The 26,557-nt window shown below is 51.4% G+C and carries 17 protein-coding genes; all 17 read left to right on the top strand.

The window, feature by feature from the left end; translation table 11 throughout:
- Positions 1 to 12 precede the first annotated feature (12 nt).
- The 17 genes from AB1757_13305 (at position 13) to AB1757_13225 (ending at position 26,529) form a co-directional block, all read left to right on the top strand.
- Positions 13 to 1,305: a Gfo/Idh/MocA family oxidoreductase gene (locus AB1757_13305; protein ID MEW6128011.1), complete on the top strand. Its 1,293-nt coding sequence runs from the start codon at positions 13 to 15 to the stop codon at positions 1,303 to 1,305.
- A gap of 151 nt (positions 1,306 to 1,456) precedes the next feature.
- Positions 1,457 to 2,788: a Gfo/Idh/MocA family oxidoreductase gene (locus AB1757_13300; protein MEW6128010.1), complete on the top strand. Its 1,332-nt coding sequence runs from the start codon at positions 1,457 to 1,459 to the stop codon at positions 2,786 to 2,788.
- A 12-nt stretch (positions 2,789 to 2,800) separates the two neighbouring features.
- Entirely contained in the window at positions 2,801 to 4,036 is a 1,236-nt protein-coding gene (locus AB1757_13295; GenBank protein ID MEW6128009.1) for a PmoA family protein, read from the top strand.
- A 56-nt stretch (positions 4,037 to 4,092) separates the two neighbouring features.
- The gene (locus tag AB1757_13290) at positions 4,093 to 5,352 is read left to right on the top strand and encodes an MFS transporter (protein MEW6128008.1); all 1,260 of its coding nucleotides are present in this window, start codon (positions 4,093 to 4,095) and stop codon (positions 5,350 to 5,352) included.
- Complete coding sequence (locus AB1757_13285) at positions 5,349 to 6,830, top strand: NADH:flavin oxidoreductase (GenBank protein ID MEW6128007.1); 1,482 nt, start codon at positions 5,349 to 5,351, stop codon at positions 6,828 to 6,830. The genes AB1757_13290 and AB1757_13285 overlap by 4 nt, the downstream gene beginning before the upstream one ends.
- Positions 6,827 to 7,621: a 3-ketoacyl-ACP reductase gene (locus AB1757_13280; protein MEW6128006.1), complete on the top strand. Its 795-nt coding sequence runs from the start codon at positions 6,827 to 6,829 to the stop codon at positions 7,619 to 7,621. Before AB1757_13285 ends, AB1757_13280 begins: the two co-directional genes overlap by 4 nt.
- Positions 7,622 to 7,628: 7 nt before the next feature.
- Positions 7,629 to 8,798, top strand: coding sequence for a glycoside hydrolase family 88 protein (locus AB1757_13275; protein MEW6128005.1), 1,170 nt, complete (start codon positions 7,629 to 7,631; stop codon positions 8,796 to 8,798).
- A 78-nt stretch (positions 8,799 to 8,876) separates the two neighbouring features.
- Positions 8,877 to 9,974, top strand: a complete 1,098-nt coding sequence (gene galT / locus AB1757_13270) for a galactose-1-phosphate uridylyltransferase (GenBank protein MEW6128004.1) — start codon at positions 8,877 to 8,879, stop codon at positions 9,972 to 9,974.
- On the top strand, positions 9,971 to 10,978 hold the full coding sequence (locus AB1757_13265) for an inositol monophosphatase (protein MEW6128003.1): 1,008 nt from the start codon (positions 9,971 to 9,973) through the stop codon (positions 10,976 to 10,978). Before galT ends, AB1757_13265 begins: the two co-directional genes overlap by 4 nt.
- Before the next feature lie 13 nt (positions 10,979 to 10,991).
- Positions 10,992 to 12,461, top strand: a complete 1,470-nt coding sequence (locus AB1757_13260; GenBank protein MEW6128002.1) for a galactokinase family protein — start codon at positions 10,992 to 10,994, stop codon at positions 12,459 to 12,461.
- 233 nt (positions 12,462 to 12,694) lie between these two features.
- Complete coding sequence (locus AB1757_13255; GenBank protein ID MEW6128001.1) at positions 12,695 to 13,948, top strand: HlyD family efflux transporter periplasmic adaptor subunit; 1,254 nt, start codon at positions 12,695 to 12,697, stop codon at positions 13,946 to 13,948.
- Positions 13,949 to 13,959: 11 nt separating this feature from the next.
- Positions 13,960 to 14,670 carry an ABC transporter ATP-binding protein gene (locus tag AB1757_13250; GenBank protein ID MEW6128000.1) on the top strand — a complete coding sequence of 237 codons (711 nt, stop codon included), beginning with the start codon at positions 13,960 to 13,962 and terminating at the stop codon, positions 14,668 to 14,670.
- A gap of 127 nt (positions 14,671 to 14,797) precedes the next feature.
- Entirely contained in the window at positions 14,798 to 17,257 is a 2,460-nt protein-coding gene (locus AB1757_13245; GenBank protein ID MEW6127999.1) for an ABC transporter permease, read from the top strand.
- 24 nt (positions 17,258 to 17,281) lie between these two features.
- A complete protein-coding gene (locus AB1757_13240) occupies positions 17,282 to 19,879 on the top strand; it encodes an ABC transporter permease (GenBank protein ID MEW6127998.1) in 2,598 nt (865 codons plus the stop codon).
- Between the two features lie 120 nt (positions 19,880 to 19,999).
- On the top strand, positions 20,000 to 22,567 hold the full coding sequence (locus AB1757_13235) for an ABC transporter permease (GenBank protein ID MEW6127997.1): 2,568 nt from the start codon (positions 20,000 to 20,002) through the stop codon (positions 22,565 to 22,567).
- Between the two features lie 14 nt (positions 22,568 to 22,581).
- Positions 22,582 to 25,008 (top strand): ABC transporter permease, encoded by a 2,427-nt coding sequence (locus AB1757_13230; GenBank protein MEW6127996.1) that lies wholly within the window; start codon positions 22,582 to 22,584, stop codon positions 25,006 to 25,008.
- Between the two features lie 12 nt (positions 25,009 to 25,020).
- Positions 25,021 to 26,529 carry a serine hydrolase gene (locus tag AB1757_13225; protein MEW6127995.1) on the top strand — a complete coding sequence of 503 codons (1,509 nt, stop codon included), beginning with the start codon at positions 25,021 to 25,023 and terminating at the stop codon, positions 26,527 to 26,529.
- Positions 26,530 to 26,557 lie beyond the last annotated feature (28 nt).

Below are 26,557 nucleotides of genomic sequence, written 5' to 3'. Positions count from 1 at the left end.
AGAAGGTGTGCGATGAATTTAACCGAAGAGATGAAAGACCGTGGGCGGCGAAATTTTTTGAAAGCCATAGCCGGTGCGCCTGCGTTAGTGGCGGTCGGCGCGGCGGCGCTCACCCAGGGACCTATCAAAGGTGGCGCGGTTAAAACGGCGCTCATCGGCACAGGCGATATGGGAAGCGGTCATTTGCGCCAAATGAAAAAAGATTACATCGAATTGAAAGCCCTCTGTGACATCAATCCCAAACGGCGGGCGGCGGCTTCCGAATCTCTGGTGAAAAACGGTTGGGCAAAGCCCGCCGAATATGATGACTGGAAAGAGATGCTTGAAAAAGAAGACCTCGAAGCCGTCATCATCGCGACGCCTTTATGGACGCACGCAGATATTAGCGTCGGCTGTCTCAATGCCGGAAAGCATGTGCTTTGCGAAAAGATGATGGCGAAATCCGAAGCCGATTGTTTGCGCATGATGGATGCGGCGCGGCGCAACAACCGCATTCTGGAAATCGGTTATCAACGCTATTACAATCCGACCTATCAGGCAACTTATAACAATATTATTAAACAAGGCGTGCTCGGTGATATTTATCATGTGCGGCTCGCCTGGCATCGCAATGCGCCGTGGCGAAAACAGCAAGATGCGCCTTCGCCGGATTTCGATCCGAGTCGCTGGGGATACCCGGACTGGGAGCACCTCTTAAACTGGCGAATGTACAAACAATATTCCGAAGGCTTGATGGCGGAACTCGGCAGCCATCAGCTTACCGCCGCAAGCTGGTTTTTGGATGCCGCGCCCACTGCGGTTTACACGCACGGAGAAATTGCCCGTTACAAAGACGGGCGCGAAGTCTATGACCACATCTTTTCAACCTTTGAATATCCCGGCGGACGCGCGGCAACTTTTTCTTCGATTCAATCAAATGCTTTTGAAGAAGCTTATGAAATGTATATGGGCACCAAAGGCACCTTGATTTTAAAGACCGAAACCGAAGCATTCTTGTTTACCGAAGGCGATGCGCAAATCACCAAAGTGGAAGCAACCAGGCAGGGAAACGGCCCGGTTGCTGATGCTTCGGCGAGTCGTCCGCCGGATGCCGCCGGTCGCACGGTGACGGCGCAACCTGCGACGCAGACCAACGATAAAGGCAATGCTTATCAAAACGAGACATCGGAATTCGCGGCTTCGATACGCACCGGAAAGCCTGTGCGGTGCGGTCCCGAAAAAGCGATGCGCTCGGCAATCGCCTGTTTAACCGCAAATCGCTCGGCGGAACAGAAAGCGCGTTTGGAGATTAATCTGAATGCTTAATCGAGGATTGAGTCGGAAAGAGAAATTTTTATCTACCAATAAAATCTATCATTGAGAAAGCGGTCTTTGACCGCGACTTTGAGGAGAAACTTTGAGTTGAGGGAGTGGTCTTTGACCGCGACCGACAATCATTCATAAAAGAGGAATCACCATGACTAATCCGAAAGAGCTATCCCGTCGTGAATTTGTAAAAACCGCAGGCAGCGCCGCTGCTGCCGCGTCTTTACTCACCTTTAACGGTTCACTTGCGAATGCTGAATCGACGCGGCGACGTTATGCGATTGTTGGCACCGGCGACCGCGCCACCACAATGTGGGGAAAACCGCTCGCTACTCGTTACAGTGATGTTCTGGATTTTGTCGGTCTTTGTGACATCAATCCGAAACGTGTTCAAGCCGCTAAAGAATTAATGGGAGTCGGTTGCCCGACCTTTACCAACTTCGATGAGATGATGGATAAAGTCAAACCTGACCTGTTGATGGTCACCACGGTTGATGCTTTTCACAGTCAGTACATCGTCAAAGCTTTAGAGCGCGGCATCGAAGTGATGACCGAAAAGCCTATGGTTATTGATGAAAAACAATGTCAGGCAGTTTTGGATGCCGAAAAACGCAGCAACAAAAAAGTCATCGTCACTTTCAATTATCGTTATGCGCCGAAGCATCAAAAAATCAAAGAGATTCTTTTATCGGGTGAAATCGGCAACGTCCGTTCGATTGATTTCAGTTGGTATCTGGATGTCTATCACGGCGCGGATTATTTCCGTCGCTGGCATCGCTTGCGAAATCGCAGCGGCAGCCTTTGGGTTCACAAAGCGACACATCATTTCGATTTGATTAACTGGTGGCTTGGCGCAGACCCTGTGGAGGTCACCGCCAATGCGAGCCTCAATGTTTATGGCAAAAGCGGCAGCCTGCGTTCAACCCACTGTCGCGCCTGCCCGCATCAATCGCAATGCAAGTTTTATTACGATATGACCAAAAATCCCTTTCGCATGAAAATCTATGCCGGGTGCGAAGATGCCGACGGCTATTATCGCGATGGTTGTGTGTTTCGCGAAGACATAGACATTTATGATTCAATGTCGGCGTTGGTGAAATATTCAAACGGCGCAACCATGACTTATTCGGTCAATGCCTTTATGCCGATTGAAGGTTATCGTCTGGCATTCAACGGCGATAAAGGACGACTGGAAGTGCGCGATTACGAACGCCAGCCGTGGAAGGTCGAAGAAGAAACCGAAATCGATTTGATTAAAAATTTTGGCAAACGTGAACCGGTTCCGTTGCCAAAAATCGAAGGCGGGCACGGTGGCGGCGATGACCGTTTGCGCGATTTGATTTTCCGCAAAGCGAAAATGCCGGATTATATGCAACTGCCGGATTCGCGCGCCGGAGCGATGAGTTGTTTAACCGGCATTGCGGCGCGCACCAGTGTTGAACAGAAACGCGCAGTCAAAATCGCTGACCTCGCGCGTGTGTGACAGGAGAAGAAAGTGATTAACAAGCCCAATAAAACCGGCACATTTTTGATAACCATCTGGTTGTGCATCACAATGTGCGCGGTTCCTTCACTCGCTTCACAAAAAACTATCTGGATTGAGGTGGCTGCCGGAAAACTTGATCGAGCAGATTCAGTAAGCAGTTTTCAAATGCCGAAAGAGGCAACCGGCAAAGCCTTTGTGTTGCGTGATGAGCAAGGCAAACTAATTCCTGTACAGGTTGATGAATCGGGTCGCGCCATCTTTATTTTGCCGAAACTGAGAGCCAACACCACGAAACGTTTTCGTTTGGTTGCAACCAAAGAGCAGGCAAAATCGCCGGGCGTGCAACTGGTTCGTGAACGCGATAAATTATTCGTAACTTCTGCGGGTCGCAAAATTTTTACTTATCAAGCCGAACCCGGTGATTTGCCGAATGCGACAATCAAGCCGGTGTTTAAGCGCGGCGGTTATATTCATCCGGTGTACACGCCTGCGGGGCGCATCATTACGGACGATTTTCCATCAGACCATTTTCATCATCACGGCATCTGGTTCGCCTGGACGAAGACCGAATTTGAAGGTCGCCATCCTGATTTCTGGAACGTCGGTGACGGCACCGGCAGAATCGATTTCGTCGCGCTTGACCGCATGTGGAGCGGCGCGGTTCACGCAGGCTTCAAGGCGCGCACCAATTATATAGATGTCAGCGCCTCGCAACCGAGAACCGTATTAAATGATGAATGGGTGGTGACGGTATATCGCGTAGGCTTAGGGCAAAAGGCTTATTCAATGTTCGACCTGGTTTCAACCCATGAGTTGATGACGTCGAGTCCGTTGCTGCTGCCGGAATATCGCTATGGCGGATTGGGATTTCGCGGGGCGCGCGAGTGGCTTGCGAAAGATAATTGTGTATTTCTGACTTCCGAAGGCAAAGACCGTTCAAACGGTCACGCGACGCGGGCGCGCTGGTGTCACATCGGCGGCAAAGTCGGCGGCGAACTTGCAGGCATCGCGATTTTCGATAACCCGAATAATTTTCGCGCGCCGCAAGCCATGCGCATCAATCCCGACCAACCGTTTTTCTGTTATTCGCCGTCGCTATCGGGCGATTGGAAAATTTCGCCCGGCGAAAAATATGTCTCGCGCTATCGCTTTGTGGTTTATGACGGTGCGCCGGATAGCGACCAACTCAATCGCCTGTGGGAAGATTATGCGAATCCCCCGCAAGTCACGGTGAGCGTCAAATAATTTATCGAGTTGCGAATTCACGTAACTTTTTTCATCAACCTTGAAGATTCAAATCTATGTCTGAACGTCAACGCATTGCCCAAATTCAAGTCGCCGCCACAGGGTTTCTGGCGCTCTTTGCCATTGTCGGTCTTGCACTCTACGGACTGCCGCTTTACTACGATTTCATGGTCAAGGAATTCGGCTGGACGCGGGCGCAGGTGACATCGGGCAATGCGCTCAGCAAACTGTTAATTGGCCCGTTATTCGGATTCATCGCCGGTTGGGTGGTTGATAAATTTGGTCCCAGACGTTTGATGATGACGGGGATATTGATGGCTGGCGGCGCGCTCATCGGACTTAGTTTGATGACCTCGCTTTGGATGTTTTATCTCTTCTACATTTTCAACGCGCTCGGCTATGTCTGCGGCGGACCCTTACCAAATCAGGTTTTACTATCGCGCTGGTTCGATAAATCGCGTGGCAAAGCGATGGGCTTTGCCTATCTTGGCATCGGCGCAGGCGGGGCGCTTGTTCCCTGGTTGGCTTATCGTTTAACCGATGCGTTCGGCTGGCGAAGCTCTTTGCGCTGGCTTGGCGTATTGATGATTGTGATTGCTTTGCCGATGGCTTTATTTGTTAAAGAATCGCCCGAAGGTCACGAAGAAAAAAAGGCTGCTGCGCCGCTTGCGCCAATCAAGCAAATTTTGCGAAGCCCGGCATTTTATCTGCTCGCGCTCGGCAGTATGTGTTCAATCGGCGCAGTTGGCGGCACCAATCAACACTTGAAACTTTTCCTCAGCCTCGATCAAAGTTATGAGCAAGGTGAAGCGGCAAAAATTATTTCACTGGTTTTAAGCTTCAGTATCATCGGGCGATTATTGATGGGCTGGCTTGCCGATTATCTGCCGAAAAAATTTGTGATGTTGTTGATTTACTCGTTGATTGTGGCGGCGATACCACTCCTCTTTTTTGCTTCGACGCCGGGCGTGATGTATCTGTTTGCGGCGATTTTCGGACTCGGACTTGGCGGCGAATATTTAATCATTCCGTTAATGGCAGCCGAACTTTTCGGCGTCAAAGTTTTAGGTCGCTTGATGGGCATCGTACTCACCGCGGATGGCGTCGCTGAAGCGGTTTCGCCAATGTTCATAGGCTTTTTGCGCGACCGCACTGGCAATTATCGTACAGGTTTTTTGGTCTTGATTGGCATTGCGCTACTTGGCGCACTCGCCATTGCCTTTTTGCCGCGAAAAAAAGTTGAAGAGGTAACGGATGAAAAAGTTGAGAACCTCAATGCTCCTGAAATGAAACTGCGTGTGGAGGAATCGAGATGAGCGAACAACGATTCCTTCATCTCGGCAGCGTCGCGAGTGTCGCGGCATTTAAAAAATATTTAGACGACCATCACATCAATCTTCCTTGCGATGATGAAATTTTTATTGGCGCAGATTCGCCGCTCGCCCGACCGATTGAAATCGGCAATCGGAAAATCGGCAATCGTTTTACCATTCATCCGATGGAAGGGTGGGATGGAACAACGGACGGAAAGCCTACGGAACTGACGATTCACCGTTGGAAAAATTTCGGTAAAAGCGGCGCAAAACTCATCTGGGGCGGGGAAGCGGTCGCGGTTCTGCACGACGGTCGCGCTAATCCCAATCAATTGCTCATCAATGAACAGACGCGCGCGGGACTGGCGAATTTACGCGAGGCGTTGATTGATGAACATAAAAAAGCCACCGGTTCAACCGACGATTTGTTAATCGGTTTACAATTGACCCATTCGGGTCGTTACAGTCGTCCGAATTTTAAAGACCGGGGTGAGCCAAAAATTCTCTATCATCACCCGATTCTCGATAAACGACTGGGACTCGCAAGTGATTATCCAATACTGAGTGATGGCGAGATTCGTCAAATCATCGAAGCTTTTCACAAAGCCGCAAAAATCGCCTATGAACTCGGATTCGATTTCGTTGATGTCAAACATTGTCACGGCTATCTCGGTCATGAATTTTTGAGCGCCCACACGCGAGAGGGCGATTACGGCGGCAGTTTTGAAAATCGCACACGGTTCTTGCGCGAAATTGTCGAAGGCATTCGCGCGATGGCAAGCGATTTAGAAATCGGTGTGCGGCTTTCGGCATTTGACCTCATTGCGTTTCGCCCCAATCCCGAAACCAGTGTGCCGGGGCGTCCGGGTGTAGGCGTTCCCGAACTCACCCAAGGGTTGTTGCCATATCGCTTCGGATTCGGTGTGAATGCGGAAAATCCGGTTGCATATGATTTGACCGAACCGGTGCAATTTTTATCTCTGCTTCGCGATATGAATATTCGCCTCGTCAATCTCACGGCGGGTTCGCCTTATTACAATCCGCATATTCAACGACCGGCGTTGTTTCCACCGTCAGACGGGTATCAACCACCTGAAGACCCTTTGATTGGCGTCGCCAGACAGGTTGACGTGACGCGACTATTGAAACAACAATTCGCTGAGTTATTGATTGTCGGAACCGGTTATACCTATTTGCAGGATTTTCTGCCGAATGTGGCGCAGGCTGCGGTGCGCCAGGGGTGGGTTGATTCGGTCGGACTTGGTCGCATGGTGCTGTCTTACCCCGAACTGCCGCTTGATGTGATTAACGGGCGTTCGCTGGCGCGCAAACGTTTGTGCCGGACGTTCAGCGATTGCACGACCGCGCCGCGTAATGGCTTGCCATCGGGTTGTTATCCGCTTGATGACTTTTACAAAACCACAGAAGCCGCCGTAGAGTTGAAACAACTCAAAAACACCCATCGGAGAAATGCTCAATGAGTGATGCAAAACCTGTTGCCTTCATCACCGGCGCGAGTCGCGGCATCGGGCGCGGCATCGCCATTGAACTGGCAAAACGCGGATACGATGTGGCAGGGAATTCCCGAACCCTTGACCCGACAAAAACTGAGAACGGCATTTTTGAAGTCCAACGAACGGTTGAAGCGCTTGGCGCAAATTTTCTTCCGGTTCAAGGCGATGTTTCTATTCTTGATGACCACGAACCGATGGTCGCGGCAATTCTCGAAAAATTCGGACGCCTCGATTTACTGGTGAATAATGCGGGCGTCGCGCCCGAAATCCGCCGCGATATTTTGGAAACCACCCCTGAAAGTTTCGATAGAGTTTTAGGCATCAATCTGCGCGGCGTGTTTTTTTTAACTCAGCGCGTTGCCCGACAGATGATTGAGCAGGTGAAAGCCTATCCCGACAGCAAAGCCAACATTGTTTTTGTGACTTCTATATCCGCCTATATCTCTTCGACCTCGCGAGCCGAATACTGCATTTCAAAAGCCGGACTGAGTATGACCGCGACGCTGTTTGCTGACCGGTTGGCGGAATATGGCATCAATGTTTATGAAGTGCGACCCGGCATCATCAAAACCGATATGACCAGCGCCGTTGAAGCAAAGTACGACAAATTGATTAGCGAAGGTTTGATACCGCAATGCCGCTGGGGATTTCCCGAAGATGTCGGCAAAGCGGTTGTAGCGTTGGTGAGCGGAGATTTTAGTTACTCAACCGGAACGGTGATGGAAGTGAGCGGCGGCATGAATCTGCGCAGGCTTTAAGAAAAATATGAAGATCAATCGAGAGATAAATGAGAGTGAATTGCTGGAACGTTGTCGGCGGACGTTTGATTTCGGCGTGGGACAACTCAAAAAAATGTTAAACAAATGGCTGGTTGAAAAACCCGCGCCGATTTACACCGAAAACGGTGTGTGGTCGCGACCTGATTTTATCTGGACGGATTGGTGTCCGGGTTTTTATGCGGGAATGATGTGGCTTGCATATGAACGCACAGGCGCTGAAGGGTGGCGCGAGGTTGCCGAAAACTATACGCGGAAACTTGAATCGCGGAAATTTGACCGCGATGTTCACGACCTCGGCTTTATTTTCATGTCAACGGCAAATCGCTGGTACAACCTGCTGCCCGATGGTGATGCGACAAAACTTTGGCTGAAAGATTTGTTGATTACCGCCGGAACCATTCAATCGTTTCGCTGGAAAGACACCGGTGAAGACCACTACATCTATTCGTTCAATGGCCCACAATCGTTGTTCATCGATATTATGATGAACATTCGTTTGCTGTTTCGCGCCCACCAGCTTGGCGGCGAAGCGGCGCTTTATCATAAGGCAGTTACGCACGCGCGAACTACGGAAAAATATTTAGTTCGCAAACGTGGCGACCGTCTGGTTGATGGCGAAGGCAAAGTGATTCACGAAGCGATTTTCAATCCCGCGAGAGGCGAGTTTCGCAATCTCTCAACGCAACAAGGCTATTCGCCGTTTACCTGTTGGGCGCGTGGTCTGGCCTGGGCGATGTATGGCTTTACCGACACCTTTTTGTTTACCCAGGATGCGTTCTTTTTAGAAGTCGCTGAACGATGCGCGGGATTTTACCTGGAAAATACCCCCGACGGCGGGGTGCCTTATTGGGATTACGGTGCGCCGAATATTCCTGATGAACCCTGGGATAGTTCGGCGGCGGCGATTGCGGCGGTGGCTTTCTGGAAATTGAAAGATTTAAAAACCACCAAACAACGACCTGAAACCTATCGACAAACCGCTTTGACGATTCTCTCGACCCTCAATAGCGAAGGGTTCACCGGTGATGAAAGTCGCGAAGGCATTTTAAAACATGGCGTCTATCATAAGCCGATGAACTGGGGCGTTGATGAATCGGTGATGTGGGGCGACTACTTTTTCATGGAAGCCTTGCATGTGGTTTTAAGTGAATCATAGTTTTAGATTGTCGTCCGACGATATGCCTGAGCGGGCGGTACTGATTTTTACTCACCAAGCTTGCCAAAGGTTTATTTGATGACTGACACTCACAGCGTGTTAAACAATCAAAAAAATGAATCGGGAAATGCGGTCTGGGAAGAACGCTGGCACCCGCTGCGCGAAGAATGGGTCATCGTCGCGGCGCATCGCCAGAATCGCCCCTGGAGCGGAGAAACCGTCGCGCACGATGCGCAAACCGTCCCCGAATTTGTCGAGGACTGTTATCTGTGTCCCGGCAATTCGCGTGTGAGCGGCGCGCGTAATCCAAATTATGAAGGCGTCTTTGTTTTCGATAATGATCATCCCTGCGTTGGCATGAATGCGTCTGCTGATTTGGAAACGCCGACAGGGATTTTCAAAAATCGCCCGGCGCAAGGCATCGCCCGCGTTATTTGCTATAGTCCCAAACACAACCTCTCACTTGCAGAACTCGAACTCAACGAAATTGAAAATTTAATTGCTGCCTGGCAAGCGCAGTACCGCGACCTCGGCAGTCGTGATGAGATTAACCATGTTTTAATGTTTGAAAATCGCGGCGAAACCGTAGGCGTTTCCAATCCGCATCCGCACGGGCAAATCTATGCCACCAATTTCGTTTTCAAAACCATCGAAACCGAAGCCCGCGCCGCGCAAAACTATTTCAATGAAACCGGGCGGATTTTATTCGCAGATATTATTGCGTCCGAACAAGCAGACAATCGGCGCATTCTTTTTGAAAACGAAAGAGCCATCGCCTTCATGCCATATTTTGCCCGCTATGCATATGAAGTTTACGTTGCGCCAAAACCATCGCGTCAAAGTATCAACGATTTGTCTGATACGGAAGTCCATGATTTTGCCGAAGCTTTGCAATCGGTGTTGATCAAATTCGATAACCTCTGGCAGATGCCCTTTCCCTATGTCATGCCGCTGCATCAAGCGCCTACGGATGGCGGCGATTATCGCAGTTTTCATTTTCATATTGAATTTCATCCGCCGCTTCGCAAACCCAATCTGTTGAAATATCTCGCGGGACCGGAAATCGGCGGCGGCAATTTTCTTTCGGACACCTCACCCGAAGAGAAAGCCGCAGAACTCGGCGCACAACCGGCGATTCATTACAAAAAAATTCAAGCCGGAGTTGAGCAAAGATGAATCTTCACGAATTGCTGGCAGCGATAAAAACTCTGCATGAAACGATACGCCACACGGTGGTTGCAGCCTGTGAACAAACGGCGCTCGAAAACCTTTCGCAAATCGCCAAGGAAGAAGAAGGCGATACGATTTATGCGGTTGACCGCGTCAGTGAAGCGGTCATCGTTGATTTTGTTGATAGCGAAATCGCCTCGAAGGTTGGCGTCATCTTAATCGCCGAGGGTATCGAACACGGGCGAATCGTTTTGCCGGAAGGCACACCCGAAGAAGCAGCCCAATGGCGAATCATCATTGACCCGATTGATGGCACGCGCGGGTTGATGTACCAGAAACGCAGCGCCTGGATTTTAACCGGAGTCGCGCCTAATAAAGGAGACGCGACCAACCTTTCGGATATTGAACTCGCCGTGCAAACCGAAATCCCGCTCGTCAAACAACACCTTTCGGATGTGCTTGCGGCAATCAGAGGTGAAGGGGTGAGCATCGAGCGATTTAATCGCTTGACCGGCGAGCGCCAGCAGATTCAACTGCACCCTTCAAAAACCCAGACCATCGCGCATGGGTATGCAGCGCTTTCAAGATTTTTTCCGGGGGCGCGCGATGAACTCGCGGCGATTGATGAAGAAGTTGTTTTAGCGGCATTGGGTCCTGTGCAATATGGCAAAGCCCACTGTTTTGAAGACCAGTATGCTTCGACCGGCGGACAACTTTATGAACTGCTGAGCGGGCACGACCGCTTCATTGCTGACCTGCGCCCGTTGATGGAAAAAGTTTTAGCGGGACGTGGGAAAACCCTTGGCATCTGTTGTCACCCTTATGACATTTGCACCGAGTTGATTGCCCGGGAACTTGGCGTCATCATCACCAATGAAAAAGGCGAATCGCTCAATTCAAGGCTCGCGGTTGAACCGGATGTGGCTTGGGTTGGGTATGCGAATGAAAGCATTCGCGGGCAAATCGAACCCCTCTTGCAAGCGGCATTAACAAAGCGAAATTTAATTTAAAAGGAATTCGCGAATGTATCGCATCGTTTACGGGTCAACCAAAAATCTCCAGGATGTCACAGCGTTTCTTGAGTTGTTGAACTCGCTGCATACGCATCAGCTTGAATCGGTCAGAAATCTGTTTTCTAAAGACGACATCCTGGTGACGCGCGCCCCCGGAAGGCTCGATGTGATGGGAGGCATTGCCGATTATTCAGGCTCGCTGGTTTTGCAATTGCCGATTCAGGAAGCCACGCTGGTCGCTTTACAGAAAAATGAATTGCGACAAATCAACATCATCAGCCTGAATGCCGAAGCCAATCATCGTTCCAGTTATTTCAAAATGTCGCTTGATGATTTTGCAGATGATGGACAGCCCATCAGCTACGCCAAAGCCCGCGATTATTTTAAACGGGACATTTCACAACACTGGGCGGCTTATGCCGCCGGTGCATTTTTGGTCTTGATGCGTGAACGCGATATTCGATTCACCCAGGGCGCAAACATTTTAATCGAATCGCGGGTTCCCGAAGGTAAAGGCGTCAGTTCATCTGCGGCAATCGAAGTCGCGGTTTTTAAAGCCATCATTTCAGCATTCGATATTGCGGTTTCGGCGCGCGACCTCGCCCTGCTTTGTCAAAAAGTCGAAAACCAGGTAGTCGGCGCGCCTTGCGGGGTGATGGATCAGATGACCGCCGCTTGTGGTGAGGCTAATCAATTGCTCGCTTTGCGTTGTCAGCCGGCGGAGTTAAACCCTTCGCAAAAAATTCCCGAAGCGATGGCTTTCTGGGGAATGGATTCGGGCATCCGTCATTCGGTTGGCGCAGGCGATTACGGCTCTGTCAGAACAGGCGCATTTATGGGCTATCGCATCATTGCCGAGTTAGCTGGTTTTGAAGTAATGCCGACTGCGATTGCCGGGCAGGTCAACATCAAAGATGAAAAGTGGCGAGGGTATCTCGCGAATATCACGCCTGCGGAATATGAAAATAATTTTGCGACACATTTGCCTGTGGAGATTTCCGGGCAGGAATTTTTATCGCGCTATCAGGGCATCAGCGATTCAGTAACTCAAGTTTACCCCGATAAAATCTATGCGGTGCGCGTGCCGACGGCGCATCCGATTTATGAGAATGCCAGAGTTCAGCGATTTGCCCAGCTTTTAAATCAACCGGTGACGGACGCGACATTGAAAGCAGCGGGTGCGTTGATGTTCGCTTCACACGCCAGTTACTCGGCTTGTGGTTTGGGTTCGGAAGGCACGGATTTGATGGTGGAGTTAGTGAAAACTTTGGGTGAATCGCGAGGTCTTTATGGCGCGAAAATCACCGGTGGCGGCAGCGGCGGAACCGTCGCGATTGTCGGACGGCAAAATGCTTTGGCTATGGTTGAACAAATCGCCGATGAATATGCAAAACAAACCGGACATCGCCCGTTGATTTTTTCCGGTTCGTCAATGGGGACGGAAGCCTTCAATTATTTAAAGTTGAGCGATGCTCCATAGTTTAATAAATGCGCAGTCAGCAACACCTGCGAGACCCGCTTCACCTACTTCGCCAACGGCTATTTGCCACTTTGCCGGTGCTTAAAAGTGTTCGTTTATGAACGAGCAAATTCTCAATTTTGCGAAAAGGGTTTTTGTCGCGCTTTGGTAATCCCAACTAAGTCCATAAATTTCAGCAATTAAAAATTCAAGCGTTCTGGCACACGGATTTCCTATGGTTGACCGGAGGAAAAATGGACGTACCACGTAAAAATGCTTCGCGCAAGAAACTGATTAAACGCATTATTTACTTCGTTGTCGCCGCTGCCGTTATCGGTGGCATCACCTTCGGCGTATCGAGACTCAAACCGGCAGCGCCGACGGTCGATGCCGCGACCATGTTGATGGACACCGTGAAACGCGGTCAGATGGTTCGTCAGGTTCGCGGTATCGGAACTCTGATTCCCGAAGAGATTCGCTGGATTCCGGCGCTTTCCGACGGTCGCATCGAACAATTGAATGTGAAACCGGGCGCGGAAGTCACCCCTGACACCATCCTCGTGGTCTTGAGCAATCCTGATCTCGAACAATCGGCGCTCGAAGCCGGAACTCAACTCAAATCTGCCGAAGCCGATTTCGCAAGCCTTAAAGTTCGCCTCGAACGTCAGGTGCTTGATCAGAAAGCTCAGGCTGCCACCGTGCAATCCGATTTCAGTCAGGCGAAGATGCAGGCAGAGGTAAATGAATCGCTTTATAAACAGGGTTTGCTTTCGGAAATCATCTGGCGCACGTCGAAAGTGCGCGCCGAAGAACTGGCGACGCGAAATGAAATCGAAGAAAAGCGATTGGCGATTTTTAATGATGAAGTCAAAACCCAACTTGCTGCACAGGAATCGCAACTTGAACAAAGACGCGCGCTTTATAAATTAAGACAAGATCAAGTTGGCCAACTCCGCGTTCGCGCCGGCATACGCGGTGTCGTTCAAGTTGTTCAAGTACAGGTCGGGCAACAGGTCACCGCCGGAACCAATCTGGCGCGGGTTGCCGACCCTTCGCTGCTCAAGGCAGAATTGAAAATTGCCGAAACCCAGGTTAAAGACATTGCGCTCGAACAACTCGCCACCATTGATACGCGCAACGGCGTGATTCAAGGCAAAGTTTCCCGCATTGACCCTGCCGCACAGAACGGAACCATTACGGTTGATGTCAGGCTTGAAGGGGAATTGCCCAAAGGCGCGCGCCCGGATATCAGTGTTGAAGGGACAATTGAACTTGAACGACTCGAAAATATTTTATATGTCGGTCGTCCGGTTTACGGGCAGGAACGCAGCACCGTCGGCATTTTTAAACTCGACCCCGATGGCAAAAATGCGTCACGTGTTCAAGTGCGCCTCGGTCGCAGTTCCGTCAATACCATAGAAATCATTGATGGTTTGAAAGAAGGTGACCGCATCATTTTGTCAGACACCGCAAGTTATGACAGCGTAGATCGAATTCGATTGAATTAAAAGGAGAGAATATGAGTGATTATCCACTGATTCATATGTCAGGTGTGAAGAAAATTTTTTATACGGATGAAGTCGAAACCCATGCCCTTGCAGGCATTCATCTGGATATTAACAAAGGCGAATACATTTCCATCGCCGGACCGTCGGGTTGTGGCAAATCCACTTTGCTTTCGATTCTCGGCTTACTTGATTCACCGACCGATGGCGAATACTGGTTGAATAACCATGATGTTTCGGATTTACCGATGGCGGAACGCGCCCGCATTCGCAATCGCGAAATCGGTTTCATCTTTCAAAGTTTCAACCTGATTGGCGATTTGACGGTGTATGAAAATGTCGAATTGCCGCTCACCTATCGCGGTATGAAAGCTTCCGAGCGCAAAGAGCGCGTTCATGCGGCATTGGAGCGCGTCGGCATGGCGCATCGCGCCAAACATTTGCCGAGCCAGCTATCGGGCGGTCAACAGCAACGAGTTGCGGTGGCGCGCGCGGTTGGCGGCGACCCGTTGATTCTGCTTGCTGATGAGCCTACCGGAAACCTTGATTCAACCAATGGCGAAGCGGTGATGGATTTAATGCGTGAACTGCATGCCGCTGGCGCAACCATTTGTATGGTGACCCACGATCCGCGTTATGCGCGTTATGCCGATAGAAGCATCAATCTGTTCGACGGTCTGGTTGTCGAAGAATCGTCCATTTCAAAAGCGGCGAGCGAAACATAGGCGCGCTCATCGTCGCCCAGGTCTTTGATGAACAAGCAAGTCGTTTTCCTGCTTGAATGTTTGTCATCCTCGCAAACCCCAGCCATTCAAAATCCGATTTTTTTTCCTGACCTTGGAGTGTCTCCTTATGGATACCTGGTTGAAAGATGTTCGTTACAGCTTGCGGATGCTGATGAAAAAACCGGGCTTTACCCTGGTTGCCGTGCTCACTCTGGGGCTTGGCATCGGCGCGAACACGGCGATTTTCAGCGTCGTCAACGGCGTGCTGCTGCGTTCACTCAATTATCGTGAACCGGAACGCATCGTCACCCTCTTGCAATCTGGACGCGGACCAGTGGCACCGGCAAACTTTCTGGACTTGCGCGCCAACAGCCAAAGCTTCGCGCAGATGGCAGCCGCAGAAGCCTGGGGCGGCACCCTGGCAAACAATGATCGGACTGAAGTGGTAGCCGGATTGCGCATGGGCGAGGGCTTGTTCGATCTATTGGGCATCCCACCGCTGTTGGGACGCGCCTTGCAAGTCGAAGATTACCAACCGGGCAAGGATCACGTCCTGGTGCTCAGCCATAAGCTCTGGCAACGTGCCTTTGGTGGTGACCCGAAGATTGTCGGGCGGCAACTGACCTTGAATAACGAAAGCTACACCGTAGTAGGCGTGATGCCGGCGGAGTTTCAATTTCCGCCATTTTGGTCTACGCGGGCAGAGATGTGGGTGCCGCTGGATTTGCGCGCGCGCGCCACCAACCGGGGCGGCAGTTCCTTGCGCATCTTTGCGCGGCTGAAACCTGAGGTCAGTCTGGAACAAGCCAAGGTGGAAGTCGAAGCCCTGAGCCAACAACTCGCTACCGCTTATCCTGCCGACAACACCGGTTTGGAACTGCGCGTAGATCAGTTGAATGAAAAAGTCGTGGGCAATGTGCGCCCGGCATTGCTGATGTTGTCGGTGACGGTTGGATTCGTGTTGCTGATTGCCTGCGCCAACGTTGCCTGTTTGTTGCTGGCGCGCGCCGCCGCCCGGCAAAAAGAAGCGGCATTGCGCGTGGCTTTGGGCGCGAGCCGCTGGCGCATCGTGCGGCAGTTGTTGACCGAAAGTTTGCTGCTGTCATTATGCGGCGCGGCGGTCGGCATTTTGCTTGCCGTGTGGGGCGTAGATTGGTTGGGCGCGTTGCTGGCGGGCAACAGCACCAGTTTCAGCGTCAAATTGCCGCGCTTGAATGAAATCAAACTCGATGCGGCGGCGCTCGCCTTCACCTTCACGATGTCGCTGATGACCAGTGTGCTGTTTGGCTTGGCACCGGCGCTGGCTGCGTCAAAACCGGATTTGAATCAGGTGTTGAAAGAAGGCGGACGTGGCATAACGGGTGGACGGCACCGGTTGCGCAAAACGCTGGTGGTCGCGGAACTCGCGCTGGCGTTGGTATTGCTGATTGGCGCAGGGTTGCTGATGAACAGTTTTGCGAAGTTGCAAGCGGTTGATCCCGGCTTCAACACGCGCAACCTGCTGACCATGTCGGTTTCACTGAATGGCGCGGCGCAATACGTCGGGCCCGCGCGCGAAGCGTTTTACCAACAATTGACGGACAAGCTTGCCGCTCTGCCCGGCATTCAATCGGTCAGCGCGATTAATCACCTGCCGCTGGCGGGTGATCTGTGGGGACAGTCGCTGGTCATCGAAGGTCGCCCGTTGCCCGCGCCGGGTCAGGAAATCCCCGCCGCTTTCCGCGTCAGCCGCCCCGGCTATTTGCAAACGATGGGGATTGAGTTGCGTGGCGGACGCGATTTCAACGAACGCGACACCGCCGATGCGCCCGGCGTCGTCATCATCAACGAAACCCTGGCGCGGCGACATTGGCAAAATGAAGACCCGCTAGGCAAACGCCTGACGCTGGATGATCCGCGCAGCAATGCGCCCGCGCCGCGCTGGTTGACCATCGTCGGCGTGATCAAAGATGTCAAACAAGATAGTTGGATGAGCGCGCCCGAAAACGAATTTTACTTGCCGTTCCAACAGAGCCGGAACTTTTACGCGGGCACTGCCGGGCACCTCACCTCGATGACGCTGGTGATGCGCACCACTGTTGCGCCGCAAACGCTGGTGGCGAGCGTCAAAGAAACGGTCAACGCGCTTGACCACACCTTGCCGGTCTCGAATGTCATCAGTCTGGAGCAAGTGGTTGCCGATACGCTTTGGCAACCGCGTTTCAACTTACAACTGATCGGGCTATTCGCTGCCATAGCGTTGTTGCTTGCCGCCGTTGGGCTTTACGGGGTGATGTCTTATACGGTCGCCCAGCGCACTCACGAAGTCGGTTTGCGCATGGCGCTGGGCGCTGGACGCCGTGATGTCATCAAGCTGATGGTGAGCCAGGGCATGAAACTGGCGCTTGCCGGAATCGGCTTGGGCTTGCTCACGGCGTTCGGGCTGACACGTTTGATGGCGAGACTGTTGTTTGAAATCAGCGCCACCGATCCGCTTACGTTTGGCGGACTCGCGCTGTTGTTAGCACTGGTGGCGTTGTTGGCATGCTGGATTCCGGCGCGGCGGGCGACGAAGGTTGATCCGCTGGTCGCGCTGCGGTGCGAGTGATTCAAATCCGAAAAGGAGAAAACCATGCAAACCCTCTGGCAAGACTTGCGGTACGGCGCGCGAATGTTACTCAAGCAAAAAGGGGTCACAACGATTGCAGTATTGTCGCTGGCTTTGGGTATCGGAGCGAATACCGCGCTCTTTAGCATCGTAGATGCGATGCTCTTGAAAATGTTGCCGGTTAAAGAGCCGCAGCGGTTGGTGCTGTTTCAAGCGCAATGGAACAAAAATTTCAGCTATGGCAGCTACAGCGGCAGCACCCGTGAAGACCCCGCAACCGGTTTAACCATTGGCACGTCGTTTCCCTATCTAAGCCTTCAACGCCTGCGCGAACAACAAAATGAGCAAAGCGCATTGTCTGACATTTTTGGCTTTGGCAATATCAGTGTAAATGCACTGGCTGACGGACAAGCCGATGTTGCCTCCGGTCAGGTTGTCACGGGTAACTATCACGAAGGTCTGGGCGTTCAACCGTACCTTGGTCGCCTGCTGACGGATGAAGATGATCAGGCATCAGCTACACCGGTTGCGGTATTGAGTTATCGCTATTGGCAAAAACGTTTCGGCGACAACCCAGCGGTTATCGGCAAACAGATCAATCTCAACAATCGGGCATTTACGATCATTGGGGTGACGCCGCCGGGCTTTGATGGCGCGGGACAAGTTGGTTCAACCCAGGATGTAACGATTGCGCTTGCTCAGGAGCCACAGCTCAATATTGACCCGAAACGGTCGCGGCTCTACGGGGCAGGGCAATGGTGGTTGCGTATGATGGGGCGTTTGAAACCAGAGGCAACCCAGGAGCAGGCACAGGCTCAACTCGAAGGCGTGTTTCAGCAATCGGTCGTCGAACATCGCACAGCACGTAATAGCCAATCGCTTGCTCAGGGGGGCAATGCCATCAGTCCCTTAGACCCGACGGATTATCCGCGACTTTCACTGATTTCCGGCAGTCAGGGCGAAATGCATTCGCGCCAGTTTTACGCGCCATCACTCTACTTGCTACTCGGTGTTGTGGGAATGGTGTTGTTGATTGCCTGCGCCAACGTCGCCAATTTGCTGTTGTCGCGCGCCGCATCTCGACAAAAAGAGATTGGTGTGCGGCTGGCTTTAGGGGCAAGTCGCTGGCGTTTGATGCGCCAATTGCTGACCGAAAGCGTATTGCTTGCCGCTATCGGCGGCGCGCTGGGTCTGGTGTTTGCAATGTGGGTCAAAGACGGCTTGCTGGCAGTCGGCGATTGGGGACCGAAAGCGTTGGAGCCAAAACTGGATTGGCGGGTGCTCGCCTTTACGATGGCGTTGTCATTATTTACCGGAATCATTTTTGGATTGGCTCCGGCGTGGCGCGCTACTAAAGTGGATTTGACCCCGACGCTGAAAGACAGCGGGCGCAGTTCGAGCGCTTCGACGCGGTCGTTACTCAGTCGCGGATTGGTCATCGCGCAGGTGGCGCTGTCTTTGTTGTTATTGGTTGGCGCGGGATTGTTTGTGCGGACGCTGTTAAATTTGCAGCGCGTTGACCCAGGATTTAATACACAAAATTTACTCGTCTTTAGTGTGTCACCGGGATTGATTGGTTATAAAGACGAACGGCTCATTCAGCTTTATGACCGCCTGACCGAACGCCTCGAAGCCTTGCCCGGCAATCCGAAAGTAACCTTTGCCAACGTTCCCTTGCTGGCGCAAAGCACCAATTCAAACAGCTTCCATTTACGCGAGTCGTTGAACACTGCGCCGGACGCTGATGGGCGCATCAAACCCACAGGCAACACCAATACGTTGTATGGGCGCGATAATCTTTTAGAGACGCTGGAGATTCCCCTGCTTGCAGGTCGGGCATTCAATAAACAGGATGACGAACGCGCTCCCAAAGTCGTCGTCGTCAATCAAACCTTCGCCAATAAATTTTTTCCTGACGAATCGCCAATTGGCAAACGCTTCACCTTCGATGTGAAAAAGCCGGATGAAATGGAAATCGTTGGTCTGGTCAAAGATGCCAAATACGCCAGACAACGCGAAGAAACCAGACCAACTGTTTACCTGCCTTGGCGACAGACTCCGGTTACCATGTCAAGCGCAAATTTTTATGTGCGCACCACAGGCGACCCGAACGCCCTGATTGCAGGGGTGCGCCAAGCCATGCGCGAAGTAGATGAAAACCTGCCGCTCACCAATATCAAAACGCAAGCCGAACGCGCCAGCGAAACTCTGCAAATGGAACGGCTCTTTGCCAGACTGGTCACCCTGTTTGGATTGCTTGCCCAGCAACTCGCATCCATCGGTTTGTTCGGGGTGCTGGCTTATGCGGTGTCGCAGCGCACCCACGAAATCGGCATCCGCATGGCGCTTGGCGCTTCGCAAACCGATGTGCTGAAGATGATTGTCAGGCAGGGCATGGGGCTGGCAATAACCGGCGTTGCACTGGGTTTAGGAGGCGCATATGTGTTGACCAAATATCTGGAAAGCTGGCTCTCACAGGTGCTTTATGGCATCAAGCCTTCTGACCCGATGACCTATGGCGTAATTGCCGTTTTGTTGACTATCGTCGCCTTGATTGCTTGTTACATTCCGGCGCGTCGGGCGACCAAAGTCGACCCGATGATTGCCCTCAGATATGAATGATTTTGTTTTTGGGATGCCAATTCAGATTCTTGAAAATGATTAAAGCGAAAATCTGAAAGACCACGCTTGGTAAATCCTCCTTAAGCGATTGGCATCCCAATTTTTTGAAAGGAAAGTGAAATGGACAGTTTGATTCAAGACTTGCGATACGCGGTCAGAATGTTATTTAAAAATCCCGGTTTTACGGCAATCGCAGTTTTCACGCTTGCCCTGGGAATTGGCGCGAATACGGCGATTTTCAGCATGGTTGATGCGGTACTTTTGAAGAAATTACCGGTCAAAGATACTGAGTCGCTGGTGCTGTTCAACTGGGAAGCAGGCAAAGCGTTTCGCAACAGCGGCAATCGCGGTATATTCGTTGGCGGTTTTGCAGAAGGGCGACGCGGCGGCTCTTCATTCCTTTCAAAATCTTTTGAAACCTTACAAAAAACCATTTCCGAAAATCCCGATAGTCCGGTTACCGACCTTTTCGCTTTTGCAGACTTATCGAGATTAAATCTCGCGATTGATGGTTCAGCGGAAGTTAAACGCGGGCAGGTGGTATCGGGAAATTATTTTTCGGCAATGGGCGTCAACTCCATTCAGGGTCGAGTGATTGGCGAAGCCGATGACGACCCGGCGGCGCAACCGGTTGCGGTTCTCAGTTATCGTTACTGGCAAGACCGCTTTGCCTCAGACCCCGCGGCTATCGGCAAACAGATTTTAATCAATAAAAACAGTTTCACCATCATCGGGGTGACGCCTCCTGAGTTTAATGGTTCTTCACAGGTTGATGACCGTCCGGCGATATTCGTGCCGATTGCCACACAAGCGATTCTTGAAGAGCGCCCGATGGCGGATAGACCGGGCAAACCCGGAGTCTGGTGGTTGCATTTGATGGGGCGGATGAAAAAAGGCGCGACGCTCGAACAGGCGCGTGAAAGCCTCAACAGCGCTTTTCAATCAGAGGCATTAGCGATGATGCCGCCGCCCAGAAACGCCAACGAACCGGCGCAACTTGAAGTCAAAGATTACCCGCAACTGGTTACCAAGCCGGGCGCTCGTGGAATGTGGGAAGTGCGCAGCATCTACGCATCGCGAATCTACCTGTTATTCGGCGTTGTCGGATTTGTTTTATTGATTGCCTGCGCCAATGTAGCGAATTTATTACTGGCACGCGCCGCCATTCGCAGCCCTGAAATCACTATTCGTTTAGCGGTAGGTGCCGGTCGCTGGCGGTTGATTCGCCAGTTACTCACCGAAAGCGTGTTGCTTTCGGCGATGGGTGGCGCAGTCGGTGTGGTGTTTGCGCTCTGGGGAAAAGACGCGCTGGTTGCCATCAGTGACGGGCAGAGCACCTTGTATCCGGTTGAGGTCAGCTATCAAATCGACTGGCGGGTGCTCGCCTTTACCGTCTTGCTCTCATTTCTCACCGGCATCATTTTCGGAATGGCTCCGGCGTGGCGTGCCTCGAATAAAGATTTGACTTCGAGCCTCAAAGAGAGCGGGCGCAGTTCGATGGGAACTTCGCGCTCAAGACTCAGCAAAGGTTTAATCATCGCTCAGGTCGCCCTGTCTTTGGTGCTGCTGGTGGGCGCAGGACTTTTCGTTCGCACCTTGCTCAATTTGCAAAAGGTCGATGTCGGATTTAATCAGGAAAATCTTTTGACGTTCACTTTGCAACCCGGAGCCAACGGTTATAAAAAAGAACGCCTCGTGGAGTTTTACAAACAACTATTTGAAAGAGTAGAAGCCAATCCCGGCGTGCGCGCCATCACCTTTGGCACCGTGCCGCTGATTGCTCACTACATCAATGACAATTCGTTGATTTTGCCGGGTGAGACGACGCAAACTCCTGATCAACATATCACCAATGTTCAGGAGGTGCGCGAAAATTATTTTTCGACGATGGAGATTCCCTTATTACAAGGGCGCAACTTCGGTTCACAAGACAGTGAAAAAGCCCCGAAAGTGGCAATCGTCAGCCAGTTGTTGGCGGAAAAATTTTTCCCCGGCGAAAACCCGATTGGCAAGCGCGTCGGCTTTGATGAAGAGACCCTCGGGAAAATTGAAATCATCGGCATCGTGCGCGACATCACTTATAACAGCCAACGCGAAGAAAGAGCGCCGATGATTTATCTGCCGTGGTTACAAGCAACCGATACGCTTGGCGAAATGTCATTTGCTGTTCGCACGGTTGGCGAACCAACCGCGAGTGCCGCAGCAATCAGACAAACCATCAGTGAAATGGATAACACCATGCCGATTCGCGAAATCAAAACGCAGGTGAAACAATCCCAAGAGGCGCTTGCCGAAGAGCGTCTGTACGCCAGCCTCATCGGGTTTTTCAGTTTGCTTTCGGTGTTGTTATCGGCAATCGGTTTGTATGGTGTGCTGGCTTATTCGGTGACTCAACGCTTTCACGAAATCGGCATTCGCAGAGCTTTGGGCGCAAATACCGGCGATGTTTTGCGATTAATCATCTGGCAGGGGGTGAAGCTGGTTTTAATCGGACTCCTTATCGGTGGAGCCGGAGTTTTCGCTTTAACCCGAATTATCGAAAACCAATTGTACAACGTCAGCGCCACTGACCCTTTAACCATCTCGATTGTCGGAGGCTTTCTTTTAATGACAGCGTTGTTTGCCTGTTGGATACCGGCGTATCGAGCGACAAAGGTCGACCCGATGGTGGCGCTCAGATATGAATAGGAGAACCTATACGAATGCTTTGGAACGATATTAAATATGCGATTCGCACATTACTGAAAAAGCCCGGATTTTGTCTGGTGGCGATTTTTACTTTTGCACTGGGAATCGGCGCCAACACGGCGATTTTCAGCGTCGTCAATGGTGTCGTGTTAAAACCCCTGCCGTATGTCGAACCCGAACGAATCATTCAACTCTGGGAATATGACAAGCGACAAAAACCCACCCAGAGTTCGATCTCGCCGCTCAATTTCAATGACTGGCGAAATCAGAGCCAGCAGTTTGAACATCTCTCGGCTTATCGTTTTTTGAGTTTCACCTTGACCGGTGGCTCTCAGCCCGAAAGTTTGCGCGGCGCGGGCGTGTCTGCAAGTTTTCTTTCCGTACTTGGCGTCAAACCCGCGCTCGGTCGGGATTTTCTCGCCGAAGAAGATGCGCCGGGAAAAAACCGCGTGGTGATGATTAGCAATGGATTCTGGCGCACGCGATTTGAAGGTCGCGCCGATGTGCTGAGTCAAACCCTGCAACTCAATGGCGAAACTCATAACATCATCGGCGTCCTGCCCGCAGGTTTTGAATTTCCCAATAACGTTGAACTGTGGACGCCGCTTGGCATTGATGTCTCGCGCATCGAACGCGGCAACCATTTTTTATTCGCCATCGGCAAATTAAACCCCGGCGTTCAGGTGAGCGCCGCGCAAGTTGAAATGGACAGCATCGCAGGCAATCTCGAACAACAATATCCCAACACCAATACCAATTCGGGAATCAACCTGATTCCGCTGCACGAACAGATTGTGAATCCCACGGTTCGCGCTTCGCTTTATGTATTGCTCGGCGCAGTCGGATTGGTGTTGTTGATTGCCTGCGCCAATGTGACGAATTTATTACTGGTGCGCGCCACGTCAAGACGCAAAGAGATTGCCGTGCGCCTGAGCATCGGCGCGAGTCGCTGGCAATTGTTCAGACAATTTTTAACCGAAGGTTTACTGCTTTCGGCGCTTGGCGGCGGCGTTGGACTTTTCCTGGCGTGGTGGGGCGTGGATTTGATTTTGTCGTTGATTCCCAATGACGTTCCGCGTTTCAAAGACATCAATCTCGATAGCCGGGTTTTACTCTTCACTTTAATCGCTTCGTTCATCGCCGGAACGATTTCATCGGTCATCCCTGCGCTTTATGGAACCCGGTTGGATTTAAACCACACCTTGAAAGAATCCGGTCAATCGGTTGCCGGGAATTCGCTGAAAAATGGCGTGCTTGGTGTGCTTGTAAGCGCGGAAATCGCCATTGCCCTTGTGGTCTTAGTCGGCGCTGGTTTATTACTCACGACCTTCTTGCGTCTGCAAAATGTCAATCCCGGTTTTAACCCAACCAACTTGCTGAGTGCGCAAATTTCTTTGCCACAAACCCGGTACAAAGAAGCCGAAAAACCGGGAGCCTTCTTTCAAAAGGCGCTTGAACGCATCAATAACATCAGCGGGTTGGAATCCGCAGGCGCAGTGAGCAACTTGCCATTTTCCGGCTCTCGTTCGGTCAGTTCTTTTGAAGTCGAAGGTCGCCCTTCGCAAAATTCCGATGATGGATTTGCTGCCGACCGCCGTGTTGTAACCCCGAATTATTTCAAAACCATGAATATCCCGTTGGTTGAAGGGCGCGACGTCACTGACCGCGACACCCCGCAAACCAATGGTGTGATTGTCGTCAATCAATGTTGGGCGCGAACTTTCTTCCCCAACGAAAATGCGATTGGTAAACGCATCCAAATCGGTGACGAGGACGAGGTCGAACTTTACGGCAAACCGATTTGGCGCGAAGTGGTCGGCATCGTTGGCGATATAAAACATCAGGATTTGGCGGTGGCGGAAAAACCGGAGATGTACATTCCCTACCTTCAACAAAGTTCATCGAGAATGATGCTGGTGGCGCGTGGCAAAGGCGATTCGGGCAATTTAACTGCGGCGATTCGCAATGAAGTGCAATCGCTGGATGGCGATTTACCGCTCTATAACATTCGCATGATGGATGAACGATTGGCGCTCTCTTTAACGCCGCAAAAATTCATCGCCATATTGATTTCGATTTTTGCCATCATCGCTCTGTTGCTGGCAATCATGGGGATTTACGGCGTAATGGCTTACACGGTTGAACAGAACACCCGCGAAATCGGTATACGCATTGCGCTTGGCGCGCAAAGCCGCAATGTGCTCAACATGGTTATTCAACAAGGGCTGAAACTCGCGGTGATGGGCATTGTGCTCGGACTTGGCGCGGCTTATTTTCTCGCGAAAACCCTATCCGGGTTGCTTTACAGTGTGAGCGCCACGGACTTCACGACCTTCGGTTCAATCGCCTTTCTGCTTGCCTTGGTTACTGTGGTTGCCTGCCTGGTTCCGGCGCGGCGTGCGACCAAAGTCGACCCGATGATTGCGCTGAGGTATGAATAACAAGGAGGGCGTATGTTGTACTCCAAACGATTGGCGATTGGTTTACCGGTGATGTTTTTAATGAGTGCAGGTTTTTCTTTTACTCAAACCCATTCACCACTGGTGCAGCCAAAAAGTTCTAAATCGAAATCAAACATTGCGACAGTTATCGCTACCCTCAAAAATCGGATTCCCCAATTAATGAATGAAGGACGAGTGCCGGGGCTTTCGATTGCGGTGGTTGAAAATAACCTGATAGCCTGGCATCAAGGGTTCGGCGTTAAAAATTCTGCGACTAATGAACCGGTCACCGACACCACAACCTTTGAAGCCGCCTCGCTCAGTAAGCCGGTGTTCGCTTATGCAGTTTTGAAATTAGTTGATGCGGGGAAAATCGAACTCGACAAGCCGCTCAATCATTATTTGCCGGGCAATTATGATGTCGGTGATGATGCGCGCATTAGTCAAATCACCGCGCGCCATGTGCTTTCACACACGCCGGGATTTCCCAACTGGCGAAGGCCGGGCAGCCCTTTATCGATTCATTTTACGCCAGGTGAGCGATTCAGTTATTCAGGCGAAGGCTTTGTCTATCTCGCCAAAGTGATTGAAAAAATCACCGGTGAAAAATTCAACGATTTCATGACACGAACGGTTTTTGTTCCGCTTGAAATGAAAAGCAGCAGCTACGTCTGGCGAAATGATTACGACACGCAGGCGATTTTTCGCCATAACGCCATTGGTGAACCCGCAGGGCAGAATAAAACTCAGCAACCCAATGCTGCCGCGAGTTTGCAAACCACGGCAACCGATTATGGGCGATTCATCGTCGCCATTCTGAAAGGCGAAGGGTTGAAAAAAACGACAGCCAAACTGATGTTGACGCCGCAAATCAAAGTGAGTGAAAGCGGCGCCAACAACACGCTGCGCGCGCCTGAAAAATTGTCGCCGAGTTTGGCATGGGGTCTGGGTTGGGGATTGCAGACCACAGCGAATGGAACAGCCTTCTGGCATTGGGGTGACAACGGCAACTCCAAAGCCTACATCGTTGCCAATCCGCAAAAAAAATCCGGGGTCGTGGTATTTGCCAACAGCACCAACGGGCTTTCCATCGTGCCTGAAATCATTGGCGAAGTTCTCGGCAATAATCAACCGGCGCTCGCCTGGCTCAAATACGAAACCTATAACTCGCCCGGAAAAAAACTGTTCAATGACATCCTGGCGCGAGGCGCGGAAAGCGCGCTGCGTGACTATCGCGAGCGTCGCAAGAATCCGCAAGCGGCGCTTGATGAAGCGCAGGTCAATCGCCTCGGTTACAACCTCATCACTGCACGTAAGCTGAAAGACGCCATCGAAGTTTTTAAAATGAATGTTGAGGATTATCCGCAATCGGCGAATGTTTACGACAGTCTCGCAGAAGCTTATGCGGCAGATGGCGGGAAAGCATTAGCGATTAAAAATTACGAACGGGCAATCGAGCTTGACCCAACGAATGAAAACGCCAAACAGACTTTGAAGAAGTTGAAAGAAAAACCTGAATAAATAATGAGAACCCAGCGCCAATTCTTTG

Source organism: Acidobacteriota bacterium (assembly GCA_040754075.1).
Lineage (GTDB): Bacteria > Acidobacteriota > Blastocatellia > UBA7656 > UBA7656 > JBFMDH01.
The sequence above is the reverse complement of the archived record's forward strand: the minus strand, read 5'-3'. Positions and strand labels throughout refer to the sequence as shown.

Bases quoted from the DNA above. Each gene is read 5' to 3' on its own strand.
- AB1757_13290 (MEW6128008.1), top strand. From the start codon at position 4,093: ATGTCTGAACGTCAACGCATTGCCCAAATTCAAGTCGCCGCCACAGGG.
- AB1757_13240 (MEW6127998.1), top strand. From the start codon at position 17,282: ATGCAAACCCTCTGGCAAGACTTGCGGTACGGCGCGCGAATGTTACTC.
- AB1757_13265 (MEW6128003.1), top strand. From the start codon at position 9,971: ATGAATCTTCACGAATTGCTGGCAGCGATAAAAACTCTGCATGAAACG.
- AB1757_13285 (MEW6128007.1), top strand. From the start codon at position 5,349: ATGAGCGAACAACGATTCCTTCATCTCGGCAGCGTCGCGAGTGTCGCG.
- galT (MEW6128004.1), top strand. From the start codon at position 8,877: ATGACTGACACTCACAGCGTGTTAAACAATCAAAAAAATGAATCGGGA.
- AB1757_13255 (MEW6128001.1), top strand. From the start codon at position 12,695: ATGGACGTACCACGTAAAAATGCTTCGCGCAAGAAACTGATTAAACGC.
- AB1757_13305 (MEW6128011.1), top strand. From the start codon at position 13: ATGAATTTAACCGAAGAGATGAAAGACCGTGGGCGGCGAAATTTTTTG.
- AB1757_13275 (MEW6128005.1), top strand. From the start codon at position 7,629: ATGAAGATCAATCGAGAGATAAATGAGAGTGAATTGCTGGAACGTTGT.
- AB1757_13280 (MEW6128006.1), top strand. From the start codon at position 6,827: ATGAGTGATGCAAAACCTGTTGCCTTCATCACCGGCGCGAGTCGCGGC.
- AB1757_13250 (MEW6128000.1), top strand. From the start codon at position 13,960: ATGAGTGATTATCCACTGATTCATATGTCAGGTGTGAAGAAAATTTTT.
- AB1757_13230 (MEW6127996.1), top strand. From the start codon at position 22,582: ATGCTTTGGAACGATATTAAATATGCGATTCGCACATTACTGAAAAAG.
- AB1757_13225 (MEW6127995.1), top strand. From the start codon at position 25,021: ATGTTGTACTCCAAACGATTGGCGATTGGTTTACCGGTGATGTTTTTA.
- AB1757_13245 (MEW6127999.1), top strand. From the start codon at position 14,798: ATGGATACCTGGTTGAAAGATGTTCGTTACAGCTTGCGGATGCTGATG.
- AB1757_13260 (MEW6128002.1), top strand. From the start codon at position 10,992: ATGTATCGCATCGTTTACGGGTCAACCAAAAATCTCCAGGATGTCACA.
- AB1757_13235 (MEW6127997.1), top strand. From the start codon at position 20,000: ATGGACAGTTTGATTCAAGACTTGCGATACGCGGTCAGAATGTTATTT.
- AB1757_13300 (MEW6128010.1), top strand. From the start codon at position 1,457: ATGACTAATCCGAAAGAGCTATCCCGTCGTGAATTTGTAAAAACCGCA.